The following is a 13,993-nucleotide window of genomic DNA, read 5'->3' as shown; positions in this document are numbered from 1 at the left end:
AAGCGGGGCTTGTGACGCTCCCCCCGAGGTATTTCGGGCAAGAGGATGGAGACATGATATGGGATTGATGCGGTCCTGGATCGAGACGGCGAATGACCCTGAAGGGGCGTTTCCACTGAACAACCTGCCTTACGGCGTGTTTTCAGTTGGTGATGGCGATCTGCGCTGTGGCGTGGCAATTGGTGACCGGATACTGGACGTGACCGGGCTTGAGGCCGCGGGCATCCTGCGCGCCGACGCGGACGCCGATGTGCTGGACGCGCCTTTCTGGAACGATTTCATGGAATTGGGACCGGCGGTCTGGGCGCGGTTCCGAGACGCGTTGCAGGCCTTACTGGGCGAGGGCGCGGACGAGACGACCCGTGATTTGTGCATCACCTATTCGGTTCCAATGGCTGATGCGGTGATGCATATGCCGTTCCGGGTCAGTGAATTCACCGATTTCTATGCCGGACGCCATCACGCTTTCAATGTCGGCTCGATGTTCCGCGACCCTGCGAACGCCTTGCCGCCGAACTGGTTGCACATCCCGATTGGCTATAATGGCCGGGCGTCGTCCGTCGTGGTGTCAGGGACGGATGTGCGGCGTCCGTGGGGGCAATTGAAATCGCCAGACCACGACTTGCCCGCCTTCCTGCCGTCGCGCCGGTTTGACCTTGAGCTTGAGATGGGCGCAATTGTCGGCACCGCCTCGGACGGTCCGATCTCGGTCGATGAGGCGTTTGACAATATCTTCGGCTATGTGTTGCTGAACGACTGGTCGGCCCGCGACATCCAGGCCTGGGAATACCAGCCGCTTGGCCCGTTCCAGGCCAAGGCGACGGCGACCACGATCAGCCCGTGGATCGTGACCCGCGCCGCGCTGGAGCCGTTCCGCTGCGACACGCCCGAGCGCGAGTTCGAACTGCTGGACCACCTCAAGGACCGAGGTCCGATGCTCTATGACATCGACCTTGCCGTGGCCCTTGCGCCCAAAGGCAAACCCGCCACCACCATCGCGCGCACGAATTACCGCGAGATGTATTACTCGGCCGCCCAGCAGCTGGCCCATCACAGCACCGCCGGCTGCCCGATGCGGGTGGGCGATCTTCTGGGATCGGGCACGATCTCGGGCCCGACCAAGCCAGAGCGCGGCAGCCTTCTGGAACTGAGTTGGGGCGGGAAGGAACCGCTGACGCTGGACACGGGCGAGACCCGCAGCTTTATCGAAGACGGCGACACCGTGACCCTGACCGGCGCGGCGCGCGGCGACGGCTTCACCATCGGCTTCGGCAGCTGCGCGGGCACCGTGCTGCCCGCACTTGACGCCCCCTACAAACGCTGAGGAAACCCATCATGGCCAAAGCATTCGCATCACAAGGCGACATGACCGAAAAGACCATCACCTTCGAAGAGGTGGGCGAGGGCCTGTGGGCCTTTACTGCCGAGGGCGACCCGAACTCGGGCGTCATTGTCGGCGACGACAGCGTGATGATCGTCGAGGCGCAGGCCACCCCGCGCCTTGCCAACAAGGTGATCGAGAAAGTGCGCGAGGTGACGGACAAGCCGATCACCCATGTCGCGCTGACCCATTATCATGCCGTGCGGGTGCTGGGGGCATCTGCCTATGGTGCTGACCAGATCCTGATGTCGGACATGGCCCGCGCCATGGTGGTCGAGCGTGGACAAGAGGACTGGGACAGTGAGTTCCAGCGTTTCCCGCGCCTGTTCGAAGGTCATGAATCGATCCCCGGCCTGACTTGGCCGACGACGACCTTCAGCGACTCGATGACCGTTTACCTCGGCAATCGCCGGGTTGACCTGATGCATCTCGGCCGGGCGCATACCGCTGGTGACATCGTGATCCATGTCCCCGACCAGAACGTCATGTTCACCGGAGACATCGTCGAGTACCACTCGGCCTGCTACTGCGGCGACGGGCATTTCAACGATTGGGGCGACACGCTGGACGCGATCAAATGGTTCGACGTCGATGCCATCGCACCGGGGCGCGGCGATGCACTCGTGGGCAAGGACATGGTCAATGCCGCCATCGAGAACACCCGCGATTTCGTGGAAAGCACCTATCGTCCGGTGGCGAGGGTTGCGGCACGGGGCGGGTCGCTCAAGGAAGCATGGGATGCGGTCCGCGCCGAATGTGACCCGAAATTCGCCGATTACGCGATCTATGAACACTGCCTGCCCTTCAACGTCGCCCGCGCCTATGACGAGGCCCGCGGGATTGACACCCCCCGCATCTGGACCGCCCAGCGCGATCTGGAAATGTGGGAGGCGTTGCAGGGCTAGGCGAAAGGTCAGCCCAACTGACCGATGACCTACATCAAACACGTCACCCGCGCTTGGTGGCATTCTAGGCCTGCACGCCTGCCCGGGAGGAGACCATGACCAAGATTTTCGAGATACCGCTTTACCCGTACGAGCGCAGCGAGGACCAGGATCAGACCACCCCGGCCCGCCGCAAGGTGGTCGTGATCGGGGCCGGTCCGGTTGGCCTGGCCGCTGCCATCGACCTGGCCCAGCAGGGGATCGAGGTGGTGGTTCTGGATGACAATGACCGCGTCAGCTTTGGCAGCCGCGCCATCTGTTTCGCCAAGCGGCCGCTGGAAATCCTCGACCGTCTGGGCTGCGGTCAGAAGATGGTCGACAAGGGCGTCGAATGGGATGTCGGCAAGGTGTTTTTCGACACGCGTGAGGTCTACAAGTTCGAATTGCTGGCCGAAAAGGGCCACCGCCGCCCCGCTTTCATCAACCTCCAGCAATATTACCTTGAACAATTCCTCGTCGAACGGGTCCGTGATTTGCAGGTCGAGGGCGCCATGATCGAAATCCGGGGCCGCAACAAGGTCTCGGCGATCGGCACCCATCCCGATCACGTCACGCTTGAGATCGACACGCCCGAAGGCTCCTATAACCTCGAAGCGGACTGGCTGATTGCCTGTGACGGCGCGACCTCGCCGACACGGTCGATGCTGGGGCTGGATTTCGTGGGTCGTGTGTTCGAGGACAATTTCCTGATCGCCGACGTGGTGATGGAGGCCGATTTCCCGTCCGAGCGCTGGTTCTGGTTCGACCCGCCCTTCAACAAGGGGCAGTCGGCGCTGTTGCACAAGCAGCCCGACAATGTCTGGCGCATTGACCTGCAACTGGGCTGGGACATCGACAAGGAAAAGGAAAAACGCCCCGAGAACGTCATTCCGCGCCTCAAGGCGATGCTGGGGGATGACGTGGATTTCGAACTGGAATGGGTGTCGATCTACACGTTCCAGTGCCGCCGGATGGAGAAATTCCGCTATGGCCGGGTGTTGTTTGCCGGGGACTCGGCGCATCAGGTGTCGCCTTTTGGCGCGCGCGGCGCCAACAGCGGGTTGCAGGATACCGACAACCTGATCTGGAAGCTGAAACTGGTCCTCGATGGCAACGCGCCCGAAAGCCTTTTGGACAGCTACGATGTCGAACGCATCCACGGCGCGGAAGAGAACATCATGAACTCGACCCGCTCGACCGATTTCATCACACCGAAATCCGAAATCAGCCGGATCATGCGTGACGCGGTGCTGGATCTGTCCGAACAGTATGATTTTGCGCGCCCGCTGGTGAATTCGGGCCGCCTGAGTGTGCCCTGCACCTATGACGGCTCGCCGCTGAATTCGGCCGATGCGCTGGACGGTCCTGCCCGCAGCCGCCCCGGATCGCCCTGCCCCGACGTGGCTCTGGGCGACGGGTTCCTGCTGGATCAGCTGGGCATCGGCTTCACCCTTCTGACCATCGACGCCGACGCGCCCGAAAGCATCGAGGAAGACGGCATAACAGTCACCCGGCTCGCGCTGTCGGTGAAGGATGACCCGACCATGGCGCTGAAAGAGCGCTATCTGGGCGACAATGACAGCGCGGTCTACCTGATCCGCCCCGATCAGCACGTCGCCGCCCGCCGCCCCAGCTATGACGACCACCTGATGCGTGCCGCGATCCGCCGCGCCACGGGAAAGGAGTGATCCGATGTCCGACCTGATCCTGACCCCCAACCTTGCCAAGCCCGACGATTTCTATGCCGGCTGGCTGGCTGCCCATGACGGCTTGACCAAGGCAGAAAGCGATGCTCTGAACGCGCGGCTGATCCTGGTTCTGGCGAACCATATCGGCGACAACGCGGTGCTGGCGGATGCGGTCGAGGCCGCACGCCTGACAGGAGACGCGCCATGAAGATCGAACAGATTCACCACGTCGCCTATCGCTGCAAGGACGCCAAGGAGACCGTCGAATGGTATGGCAAAATGCTGAAGATGGACTTCATCCTTGCCATTGCCGAGGATCACGTGCCCTCGACCCATGAACCCGATCCCTACATGCATGTGTTCCTCGATGCCGGAAACGGCAACGTGCTGGCGTTCTTCGAACTGCCGACCAAGCCCGAAATGGGCCGCGACCCGAACACGCCGGTCTGGGTTCAGCACATCGCCTTCAAGGTCCGTGACCGGGACGAGCTGATTGCCTACCGCGACCATCTCGAGGCCAACGGGGTTGAGGTTCTGGGCGTCACCGATCACTCGATCTTCCACTCGATCTATTTCTTCGATCCCAACGGCCACCGCATCGAACTGGCCTGCCCCGACCCGGCGGAAGATGCGATGCTGGCGCGGCTCAACGACGTGAAATGGGACATGCTGGAAGAATGGTCGCGCACCAAAAAGGCCCCGCGTCATGCCGACTGGATGCATGCCAAAGAACTCAAAAGTGTCTGAGGCACTCCTGTTCGACTACTGGCGTTCGTCCGCCAGCTACCGGGTGCGGATTGCGCTGAACCTCGCCGGGGTGCCGTGGCGCTCGGTCCCGGTGGATCTGGTCGCAGGGGCACAGAAGGGCGCCGAACACATGGCCCGCAACCCGCAAGGACTGGTGCCTGTATTGGAAATCGACGGGCAGCGGTTCACCCAGTCGCTGGCCATCCTGGAATATCTCGACACCACGCGCGGTATGGGTTGGGTGCCCAGCGACCCGGTTCAGGCGGCACATGTGCGCGCACTGGCCCATGCGCTGGCGGTGGATGTGCATCCTGTGTGCAACCTCGGCACCGTCGCCTATGCCGCCAGTCTGACAGGGGATCGCGACACCACGATGAGGGCATGGATGCAGCGCTTTATTCGTCCGGGCCTTGAGGCATTCGAGGTGCTTCTTGCCGGGTTCACTCAGTCGCCGTTCTGTTGCGGGGATGCACCGATGCTCCCCGATCTCTGCCTGATCCCCCAGCTCTACAATGCACGGCGGTGGGAGGTCGACTTTGGCGACCTGCCCCGGATCGTCGCGGTGGAAAAGGCGTGTCAGGAGGTGCCTGCATTTATCGACGCGGCGCCAATGCCGCCTGCATCGCAATCGCAGTAACAGACCGCCCGGCCCGTTGGCACGCCCCGCGAAACATCAACGCGGCCTAAGCCTGCTCCTCTTCCTCGTCCTCTTCCTCGATCCCGTAGTCCGAAAAAACCTTCCCCTGAAAAATGAAGAAGACAAAGATCGCCGCCGTCAGACCGAAGGTCTTGAAATAGACCCAAGTGTCGGTTGAGAAGAACCGCCAGATCACCTCGTTCAGCACCGCCAGCCCCAGGAAAAACGCCGTCAGGCGGCGGGTCAGGATCATCCAGCCCTGATCTTCAAGCGGCATCACCTCTTCCATGACCAGCTTGAGGTAGGATCGCCCGCGCAGCAGCCCTACGCCGAGGATGCCGCCGAACAACAGATAGATCATCGTCGGCTTCATCTTGAAGAACCGGTCGTCGTTCAGCCAGACCGACAACCCGCCAAAGATCACCACCAGAACCACGGTGGCAATCTGCATCCGGCTGATATGTCCTGTCAGTTTCCACAGGATCGCCGTGGTCAGAATAATCAGCGGCACGAAACCCGCCGTGGCGACAATGAACCCGTCATACTCGGTTCCGGCAATGGCCACTGTCTGGTCACGCAGTTTCAGATAGGCCGCGAAGAAGGCCACGATCGGGCCGAACTCCAGCACCATCTTCAGGGTCGGGTTGATTTTCTTGCCTGCCATGCGTCTTTCCTATCTGCCGCCCATCTCAACTATCACAGCGCCCGCGGCAATCAATGTCATCAATGCGATCCGGCGTGGGCCGACGGTTTCCTTCAGCACCAGCCAGCCGATGATCGCGGCGAACACGGGCGAGGTCTCGCGCAACACAGCCGCCTCTCCGACCTTGCCCAGCCGCGTCGCCAGCATGACCGAACCAAATGACCCATAGGCCACGAACGCCCCGATCAACCCGCGCGTCAGCAGCGGGCGCAGCGGCGGGCGGTGGGTCATGTTGCGGTATCTGAGCGCGGCGATGATCGGAAAATCGAGCGCCGTGATGAAAAAGAACCACGCCAGGAAGGTGAACGGGTCGGGGGTGGCGCGGATGCCATAGGCGTCATAGGTCGTGTAGACCGCCACCAGCGCCCCGGTCCCGACCGCAAGCCATAGGGCGGGAACCAGCGTCTCGCGCTGGGTGTCGATATGGATCAGGTTATAGATCGCCAGACCGAAAATCCCACCCAGCAGAACCAGAACACCCAGCCACTGAACGCCGGAAAAGCTCTCGCCGAAAATGATCCAGGCCCCGATCACCGTGAACAGCGGCCCGGTCCCGCGCACCACCGGGTAAACCACGGTGAAGGCACCGCGCGAAAAAGCCAGCGCCATGCCGATCTTGTAAACGAAATGGATCGCCAGCGCGCCCAGAAGCAGGAACCACACATTACCTTCGGGCCAGGGCACAAGGAACAGCGCGATAGGGGCTGAGATCACCAGAAGCGAGAAATCAATCGCCCCGCGACTGAGCCACGGATCATGCTTGCCCTTCTGCAGCGCGCCAAAGACCGCGTGCAGGAAGGCCGCGATCAGGGCGAGCACCAGCGCGGCCTGTTCTCCGGCAGCGGTGCCTTCGATTGATGTGATCCAGCTGCTCATGCCCGGTGGCAACCCTGTCGGCCCGGGACGGGGGCGCCGCCCCCGCGCATGGAAATGCAGACATTTCCACGCTTCCCCCGAGGTATTTCTGGCAAGAGGAAGAGGCGCGCGGGTCTCATTCCCCGGCGCCGCGCCCTGTCAGCGCATCTGCAAATTCTTCCGGGTCGAACGGGGCAAGGTCGTCGATCTTCTCGCCCACGCCAATCGCATGGATCGGCAGCCCGAACTTGTCGGCCAGCGACACCAAGATGCCGCCCTTGGCCGTGCCGTCGAGCTTGGTCATCACCAGCCCCGACACATCGGCCAGTTTCTGGAACGTCTCGACCTGATTGATCGCGTTCTGACCCGTGGTCGCGTCCAGAACCAGAAGCGTATTGTGCGGCGCGGTCTCGTCCTTTTTGCGGATCACGCGGACGATCTTGGCCAGTTCCTCCATAAGATCAGCGCGGTTCTGCAACCGCCCCGCCGTGTCGATCATCAGAAGGTCTGCGCCCTCGGCCTGGGCTTTGGTCATCGCATCGAAGGCCAGCGACGCCGGGTCGCTGCCCTCGGGCGCGGTCAGGACCGGCACCCCGGCGCGGTCGCCCCAGACCTGAAGCTGTTCCACGGCGGCGGCGCGGAACGTGTCGCCCGCCGCGATCACCACCTTCTTGCCGGCGGCCTTGAACTGGCTGGCCAGCTTGCCGATCGTGGTGGTCTTGCCGGACCCGTTCACACCCACCACCAGCACCACTTGCGGCGTATGGGGGTAGAGCGGCATCGGCTTGGCCACGGTTTCCATGATGCGGGCGATCTCGGCGGCCAGAAGGTCCTTGATTTCCTGCGTCGACAGCCGCTTGCCGAACCGCCCTTCGGCGATATTGGCGGTGACGCGCAGGGCTGTATCGACCCCCATGTCCGAAGCGATCAGCAATTCTTCGAGCTGCTCCAGCATGTCGTCATCCAGCACCCGGCGCACCACCGGTTTCGCCGGGCTGCGCCCTGTCAGACGGCTGAAAAGCCCATGTTTCTGAGTGGGTTCTTCCGGCTCGGCAGGGGTCGGCGCGGGTTCCGGGACTTCAGTCGGCTCCGGTGCCGGAACTGGCACGGGTTCAGGTACAGGTGCGAGCGGCACTTCTACCGGAGCGGGATCAGGGCTGGCAGGCTGCGGTGCCACGGGAACTTCGACGGGCACTTCGACAGGTATGTCTACAGGCTGTTCCGGTTCCGGCGCGGGGGATTCCTGCGGTGCGTCTGCGGGCGCTTCTACCGGCACCTCGGCCGGGATTTCCTCGGGTGTTTCCTCGACCCCACCATCCTCGATAATCGCGTCCAGCCCCTCTTCCAGCTTGGACGAGGATTTGAACAGCCGTTCCTTGAGTTTCGAGAAAAACGCCATGTCGGGTCTCCGGGGTATCTGTCCCTTTCACCTAACCCTTGTTTTTCAAAGATGGAAGAGCGGCTGGGCAAAGCCCGCCCCGGCAAGGATGGCAAGCTGGCCTCCCGCATAAAGCAGCCACAGCGCAACGGCGGCGGGGCGCTGCCCAGGTGAGGTATCAGGCATGCGGAACAGCTGGACCGCAAGAAGCGTGTCCGAGGCGACAAAGGCAAACGCGCCCCAGACCGCGATCTCGCGCCCCTCAAGCCCCAGCGCGGTGATCCCCATCAGCGTGATCAGCACCACATAGATACGAACCGGCCAGCGCAGCCCCCCAGTATGGGGCGACAGCCAGACCTCGGTCGAAAGGGCGAACAGCACCAAAAGCGCAATCGCCCACAGTGGGCCCGTCGGGAGGCCACCGGCCAGGGTCCAGAAATGCCAGATATAGGCCAGATGCGCGGCTGCAAAGCCGATCAACCCCACCAGAAAGGCGCGATCGCCCTTGCGCGACAGTGCAATATCCCCCAGCGCTGACAGGAAAAGCGATGCCACAACAAGGGGATAGCCAAAAGCCACCCACACCGCGGCACCGAAGGCAGGCAGCGGGATCGCCTTGCAGATCGTCTTGGGCCAGCTTTCTTTGCGGTAGCAGAAGACCACGGCATAGATCAGCGCCGCAATCACCCCGACCCCGATCAGCCCCAGCCGGATCGACTGGCGCAATGCGATCTCTTCCATGAAACTCATTGTCGACTCCTGCCCTGTTTCGGCGACCATAGGCCAGGGGCACCCCCTTGTCAGCCGTGTCGCGGGGGCAGTCTCAGACCTCGTCCGGGAAGTGTTTCATCGTCAGGCGGATCGGATTCGGCGCGGCCTGCCCCAGCCCGCAGATCGAAGCATCGCCCATGGCCTGGCACAGTTCCTCAAGCAGGGGCTGATCCCAGCGGTCGGCCTGCATCAGCTTGACCGCTTTTTCGCACCCCACCCGGCAGGGCGTGCATTGGCCGCAGCTTTCATCCTCGAAGAAACGCAGCATGTTCAGCGCGGCCGCGCGGGCCGAGTCGCTGTCGGACAGGACCACCACCGCCGCCGAGCCGATAAAGGACTCGTGCGGTTGCAGCGTGTCGAAGTCCAGCGGGATCTCATCCATCGACGCGGGCAACAGTCCCGAAGACGGGCCACCCGGCTGATAGGCCTTGAAGACATGCCCCTCGGCCATGCCCCCGGCAGCGGCGATGATATCGGTGATGGTCGACCCGGCGGGCAGAAGATAGACACCCGGTTTCGCCACCCGGCCAGAAACCGAATAGGACCGCAATCCGGTGCGCCCGTTCTTTTCGGTCTGGTTCAAAACCTCCGGCCCTTCGCGGCAGATGCGCGCGATCCAGAGCAGGGTTTCAACATTGTGGACCAGCGTCGGACGGTCGAAGATGCCGACCTGCGCGACAAAGGGCGGGCGATGGCGGGGCAGCCCGCGCTTGCCCTCGATCGACTCGATCATCGCCGATTCCTCGCCACAGATATAGGCCCCGGCCCCGCGCCGCAGGTCGATGAAACCCGGCGCCACGATCCCGGCCTGCTCCAGCGCGGCGATCTCGCGGCGCAGGATGTCTAGCACGGCGGGGTATTCGTCGCGCATGTAGATGAAACAGGTCTGCGCCTCGACCGCCCAGGCCGCGATCAGCATGCCTTCCAGCATCAGATGCGGCATACGCTCAAGGTAGTAGCGATCCTTGAACGTGCCCGGTTCGCCCTCGTCGCCATTCACCGCCAGGTAGCGCGGGCCGGGATTGGCGCGCACGAATCCCCATTTCTTGCCGGACGGAAAACCGGCCCCGCCAAGCCCGCGCAGACCTGCTTCCAGCAGCTTGTCCTGCACCGCTTCCCAGTCGCCACTGTCGCGCAACGCAAGCAGCGCATCATAGCCGCCTTTGGCGCGGTAATCCGCCAGCGTTTCATAGGCCGGAACATGAACATGCGTATCGCCCGCCGCGATTGCCGCCATGACCTTCTCCGGGGTGGCATGGTCGATATGGTTGTAGCCGATCTCAAGCACCGGCGCAGTGTCGCAACGCCCCATGCAGGGCGCGCGCAAGACACGCACCTGCGCCGTGTCCAACCCGCTCTCCAGTGCAGATTTCAGCGTCTCGGCCCCGGCCAGTTCGCACGAAAGCGAATCGCAGACCCGGATGGTCAGCGCCGGCGGCGGGGTCTCACCCTCTCGCACCACGTCGAAATGGGCATAGAAACTGGCAACCTCATAAACCTCGGCCTGCGAAAGCCGCAACTCTTCGGCCAGCGCGCGGATATGGGCCGCGGACAGGTGGCCATGAGCATCCTGAATCCGGTGCAGAAACTCGATCAGCAGGTCGCGGCGGCGCGGGGTTTCGCCCAAAAGCGCCTGCACCTCTGCCAGTGCCGTGTCATCCAACTGACGGCCCTTGGGCGTCTTGCGCCCCTTGCCGCGACCGGATTTCCAGATACCCTTGGTGTCGTTCAACGTCTTCGCCCTTTCCCTGACCCTTGCGGGATTGCCGCCACACTAGACGCTTGGCCCGCCCCGGCGCGAGGTCAAAAGCGACATGTAAGGCGGCGGATGCGCTTGCAAAAGGAACGCGGGTGCGCCGATTGGAAACGTTGTTTCGTCCTTGCCGCCGATGTAAGTCAGGCGACATGATCTGGTTCACGCTTGCCACCCTTGCCCCGGTGATCCTGCTGACCCTCGCCGGGCTTCTTGGCGGGGGGTGGAGCCTTGCCGCCCTGATCTATATGACCGCCTTCACCTATCTGATGGACCGGCTTGCAAAGGGCGCGGCCGCGCGCAGCGGCGCGGATGGAGAATTTCCCTCGGGCCATACCCTGTCCGTCCTGCTGGGACTGGCGCATCCCGTCCTCTTGGCGCTGGCGGTGGCGGCCTTGGGGCATGGCACACGCGGGCTGACGGAAAACATCGCGCTGTTCCTCGGGTTTGGCCTGTTCTTCGGGCAGGTCTCGAACTCGAACGCGCATGAGCTGATCCACCGCAGCGCGAAATGGCCCCGGCGTCTGGGCAAACTGGTCTATATCACCCTGTTGTTCGGCCATCACGCCAGCGCCCACGTGCGGGTGCATCACGTGCATGTCGCCACCGACAAGGACCCCAACAGCGCAAGGCGTGGCGAAGGGTTCTATCACTTCTGGCCGCGCGCCTGGATCGGGTCTTTCACCGCCGGATTGCGGGCCGAAACCGCGCTCCGATCGCGGGCCAGCACGTCGAAATCCACGCTTGGCCACCCCTATGTCGCCTATGTCGGAGGCGCGGCGCTGACCGTTTTTGCGGCCTATGCCATTGCAGGGACAGGCGGCATCGCGGCGCTTTTGGCGCTGGCGATCTATGCACAGATGCAGCTGATGTTGTCGGATTATGTCCAGCATTACGGGCTGCGCCGGGAAACCGGGGAAGATGGCAAGCCCGAGCCGGTCGGGCCGGGGCACAGCTGGAATACGCCGCATTTCTGGTCCAGCGCGCTGATGCTGAACGCGCCGCGCCATTCCGACCACCACATTCGGCCATCCCGGTCCTACCCGTCGCTTGAACTCGACCCCGCCACCATGCCCGTCCTGCCCCGAAGCCTGCCCGTGATGGGCGCCATGGCCATGCTGCCCCCCTTATGGAAACGCACCATGAACCGCCGCCTTGACCGGCTGGGCGGGAGTTTGCCCAACCCACCCGAAACACTGGATTAGACTGCCCCGCTCTGGCAGCATGCCCCCATGATGCGCTTGTTTGCCCTTCTTGTCCTTCTGGCGTCACCCGCCCTGGCGCAATCACCGATGAGCGCGGAGGAGTTTGACCGCTATACCCGGGGCAAGACCCTGTTCTATGCCGCCGACGGCACCCGATACGGGGTCGAGCGCTATTTCCCCGACCGCCGCGTGCGCTGGTCCTTTCTGGACGGCAAATGCAAGGAAGGGGTCTGGTACGAGGATGCCGGTGACATCTGTTTCGTCTACGAGGACAACCCGGTGCCGCAATGCTGGGTTTTCTATTCCGAAAGCGGCGGATTGCGGGCCGAGTTCCGGGACGGGCAGTCGGCGGGTGTGCTTTACGAAATCGCCTCGGACGAGGACGAGATGCTGTGCCTCGGCCCCGAAGTCGGTGTCTGACCGCACGGTTCCGCAGCGGGTATTTGTGACCAGAAAAAAGCCGGTGTCAGAACAGGCTGCCCTGCTCGGGCGGCTTGGATTTCGGTTTTTTCTGTTGTGCGGGCTTGCCATCCGGTGACATGCGCCCATCGGCGAACTGGATTTCCAACTCGCTTGCCGATTGCGCCGCCTTTGTCGTCGTGACCAGCTTGCCATCGCCCCAGACCACCGCATAGCCCCGCTCCAGCGTGGCCTGATAGCCCAGCGTTTCACGCAGCCTGTCCAGCGCGATCAGCTTGTCGCGGCGTTGATCGATGCGGCGCAGATGTGCCTCTTTCAGGCGTTTTTCCAGATCGGCCAGCCTGTCCTTGCGGCGCTGGATCTCGCGGGTGGGCGCAGCCGTGACAAGGCGTTTCTGCTGCGCGTTCAGCGCGTCGCGGCGGCGGTCGATCATGACGCGCAACAGCTGCGGGCGCAGCGGGCCTGCCTTGCGTTGCAGGTCAAGCCTGCGGCTGTCGATGCCACGGCTCAGGGCGCGGGGCAGCAGGTCGCCAGCGCGGTCCAGCCTTTGGCGCGGTGTATCCAGAAGCGTTTCGGCCCGTGGCAGCGCGCGGGCCAGATCGCGCAGGCGCTGGCCGCGCTGGGTTAACCCGTGGCTGACGGCTCGACTGAGCCGCGCGCCCTGCTGGTCGACCCAGGCCAGAAGTTCATGGCGCACCGGCACTGCCAGTTCCGCCGCCGCAGTCGGCGTCGGGGCGCGCTTGTCCGAGACAAAGTCGATCAGAGTCGTGTCGGTTTCATGCCCGACCGCCGAAATCAGCGGGATCGCGCTGGCGGCCGCGGCGCGGGCGACGATTTCCTCGTTGAAACCCCAGAGATCCTCGATCGAACCACCGCCACGGGCGACGATCAGGAGATCCGGCCGCGGCAGCGCCCCCCCCGGCGTCAGGCGGTTGAATCCGTCGATGGCGCGGGCGACTTCGCGGGCACACGCCTCACCCTGCACGGCGACGGGCCAGATCAATACCTTGCGCGGGAACCGGTCACGCAGCCGGTGCAGGATATCGCGGATCACCGCCCCCGAGGGGGATGTCACGACGCCGATGATCTCGGGCAGATAGGGCAGCGGTTTCTTGCGCGCCGGTTCGAACAGCCCCTCGGCGGCCAGCTGTTTCTTGCGCTTTTCGAGCAGAGCCATCAGGGCGCCCTGCCCGGCGACCGCAACCTCATCAACATTCATGTTGTATTTCGACTGGGCACCAAAGGCCGTCAGGCGCCCGGTAACGACAACCTCAAGCCCTTCCTCCGGCACCACGGACAGCCCCGCGACCTGCCCCTTCCACGTGGTGCAGGAGAGGACATTCCGGTCATCCTTGACGTCATAATAAAGATGCCCCGACCGCGCCTTGAACACGCGCCCCACTTCGCCGCGCACACGGATACGGCCAAAGGCGCCTTCGATGGTCTTTTTCACCGCGCCCGAAATTTCGGAGACAGTGAACTCCGGGCTGTTCTGCCCCGGCATCGGATCGTCGAGAAGGTCGGACATGGCG

Annotated in this window: 14 protein-coding genes; 8 read left to right on the top strand and 6 right to left on the bottom strand. The window is 63.4% G+C overall.

Annotated elements, in window-relative coordinates; genetic code table 11:
• Positions 1-58: 58 nt before the first annotated feature.
• From fahA to maiA, 6 genes are all read left to right on the top strand, one after another.
• On the top strand, positions 59-1,324 hold the full coding sequence (gene fahA, locus JQ863_RS16260; protein ID WP_204115383.1) for a fumarylacetoacetase: 1,266 nt from the start codon (positions 59-61) through the stop codon (positions 1,322-1,324).
• A gap of 11 nt (positions 1,325-1,335) precedes the next feature.
• Positions 1,336-2,286 (top strand): MBL fold metallo-hydrolase, encoded by a 951-nt coding sequence (locus JQ863_RS16255; RefSeq protein ID WP_204115382.1) that lies wholly within the window; start codon positions 1,336-1,338, stop codon positions 2,284-2,286.
• A 95-nt stretch (positions 2,287-2,381) separates the two neighbouring features.
• A complete protein-coding gene (locus tag JQ863_RS16250; RefSeq protein WP_204115381.1) occupies positions 2,382-3,992 on the top strand; it encodes an FAD-dependent oxidoreductase in 1,611 nt (536 codons plus the stop codon).
• 4 nt (positions 3,993-3,996) lie between these two features.
• Positions 3,997-4,200, top strand: a complete 204-nt coding sequence (locus tag JQ863_RS16245; protein ID WP_204115380.1) for a DUF2783 domain-containing protein — start codon at positions 3,997-3,999, stop codon at positions 4,198-4,200.
• Positions 4,197-4,739: a VOC family protein gene (locus JQ863_RS16240; protein ID WP_204115379.1), complete on the top strand. Its 543-nt coding sequence runs from the start codon at positions 4,197-4,199 to the stop codon at positions 4,737-4,739. The genes JQ863_RS16245 and JQ863_RS16240 overlap by 4 nt, the downstream gene beginning before the upstream one ends.
• Positions 4,732-5,376 carry a maleylacetoacetate isomerase gene (gene maiA / locus JQ863_RS16235; protein WP_204115378.1) on the top strand — a complete coding sequence of 215 codons (645 nt, stop codon included), beginning with the start codon at positions 4,732-4,734 and terminating at the stop codon, positions 5,374-5,376. Before JQ863_RS16240 ends, maiA begins: the two co-directional genes overlap by 8 nt.
• 46 nt (positions 5,377-5,422) lie before the next feature.
• Here the strand turns inward: maiA and JQ863_RS16230 are convergent, their stop codons facing one another.
• The 5 genes from JQ863_RS16230 to JQ863_RS16210 form a co-directional block, all read right to left on the bottom strand.
• A complete protein-coding gene (locus tag JQ863_RS16230) occupies positions 5,423-6,040 on the bottom strand; it encodes an inner membrane-spanning protein YciB (protein WP_204115377.1) in 618 nt (205 codons plus the stop codon).
• Between the two features lie 9 nt (positions 6,041-6,049).
• Positions 6,050-6,955, bottom strand: coding sequence for a DMT family transporter (locus JQ863_RS16225; RefSeq protein WP_204115376.1), 906 nt, complete (start codon positions 6,953-6,955; stop codon positions 6,050-6,052).
• A gap of 115 nt (positions 6,956-7,070) precedes the next feature.
• Positions 7,071-8,333 (bottom strand): signal recognition particle-docking protein FtsY, encoded by a 1,263-nt coding sequence (gene ftsY, locus JQ863_RS16220; protein WP_204115375.1) that lies wholly within the window; start codon positions 8,331-8,333, stop codon positions 7,071-7,073.
• Between the two features lie 45 nt (positions 8,334-8,378).
• Positions 8,379-9,062: a lysoplasmalogenase gene (locus JQ863_RS16215; protein ID WP_204115374.1), complete on the bottom strand. Its 684-nt coding sequence runs from the start codon at positions 9,060-9,062 to the stop codon at positions 8,379-8,381.
• A gap of 73 nt (positions 9,063-9,135) precedes the next feature.
• Complete coding sequence (locus tag JQ863_RS16210) at positions 9,136-10,815, bottom strand: NAD(P)H-dependent oxidoreductase subunit E (RefSeq protein WP_204115373.1); 1,680 nt, start codon at positions 10,813-10,815, stop codon at positions 9,136-9,138.
• Between the two features lie 173 nt (positions 10,816-10,988).
• On the opposite strand from JQ863_RS16210, the gene JQ863_RS16205 reads away from it, so the two are divergent.
• Both JQ863_RS16205 and JQ863_RS16200 read left to right on the top strand, forming a co-directional pair.
• A complete protein-coding gene (locus tag JQ863_RS16205) occupies positions 10,989-12,041 on the top strand; it encodes an alkane 1-monooxygenase (protein WP_204115372.1) in 1,053 nt (350 codons plus the stop codon).
• 27 nt (positions 12,042-12,068) lie between these two features.
• Positions 12,069-12,461: a hypothetical protein gene (locus tag JQ863_RS16200; RefSeq protein ID WP_204115371.1), complete on the top strand. Its 393-nt coding sequence runs from the start codon at positions 12,069-12,071 to the stop codon at positions 12,459-12,461.
• 46 nt (positions 12,462-12,507) lie between these two features.
• On the opposite strand, the gene xseA is transcribed toward JQ863_RS16200, so the two are convergent.
• Positions 12,508-13,989 (bottom strand): exodeoxyribonuclease VII large subunit, encoded by a 1,482-nt coding sequence (gene xseA / locus JQ863_RS16195; RefSeq protein ID WP_204115370.1) that lies wholly within the window; start codon positions 13,987-13,989, stop codon positions 12,508-12,510.
• Positions 13,990-13,993: the final 4 nt, after the last annotated feature.

The sequence above is a fragment of the Shimia biformata genome, from assembly GCF_016888515.1.
GTDB lineage: Bacteria > Pseudomonadota > Alphaproteobacteria > Rhodobacterales > Rhodobacteraceae > Shimia_A > Shimia_A biformata.
This window is presented reverse-complemented; position numbering and strand designations above follow the sequence as displayed.

Coding starts and splice junctions, on each gene's coding strand:
- fahA (WP_204115383.1), top strand. CDS start 59: ATGGGATTGATGCGGTCCTGGATCGAGACGGCGAATGACCCTGAAGGG.
- JQ863_RS16255 (WP_204115382.1), top strand. CDS start 1,336: ATGGCCAAAGCATTCGCATCACAAGGCGACATGACCGAAAAGACCATC.
- JQ863_RS16250 (WP_204115381.1), top strand. CDS start 2,382: ATGACCAAGATTTTCGAGATACCGCTTTACCCGTACGAGCGCAGCGAG.
- JQ863_RS16245 (WP_204115380.1), top strand. CDS start 3,997: ATGTCCGACCTGATCCTGACCCCCAACCTTGCCAAGCCCGACGATTTC.
- JQ863_RS16240 (WP_204115379.1), top strand. CDS start 4,197: ATGAAGATCGAACAGATTCACCACGTCGCCTATCGCTGCAAGGACGCC.
- JQ863_RS16230 (WP_204115377.1), bottom strand. CDS start 6,040: ATGGCAGGCAAGAAAATCAACCCGACCCTGAAGATGGTGCTGGAGTTC.
- JQ863_RS16225 (WP_204115376.1), bottom strand. CDS start 6,955: ATGAGCAGCTGGATCACATCAATCGAAGGCACCGCTGCCGGAGAACAG.
- ftsY (WP_204115375.1), bottom strand. CDS start 8,333: ATGGCGTTTTTCTCGAAACTCAAGGAACGGCTGTTCAAATCCTCGTCC.
- JQ863_RS16215 (WP_204115374.1), bottom strand. CDS start 9,062: ATGAGTTTCATGGAAGAGATCGCATTGCGCCAGTCGATCCGGCTGGGG.
- JQ863_RS16205 (WP_204115372.1), top strand. CDS start 10,989: ATGATCTGGTTCACGCTTGCCACCCTTGCCCCGGTGATCCTGCTGACC.
- JQ863_RS16200 (WP_204115371.1), top strand. CDS start 12,069: ATGATGCGCTTGTTTGCCCTTCTTGTCCTTCTGGCGTCACCCGCCCTG.
- xseA (WP_204115370.1), bottom strand. CDS start 13,989: ATGTCCGACCTTCTCGACGATCCGATGCCGGGGCAGAACAGCCCGGAG.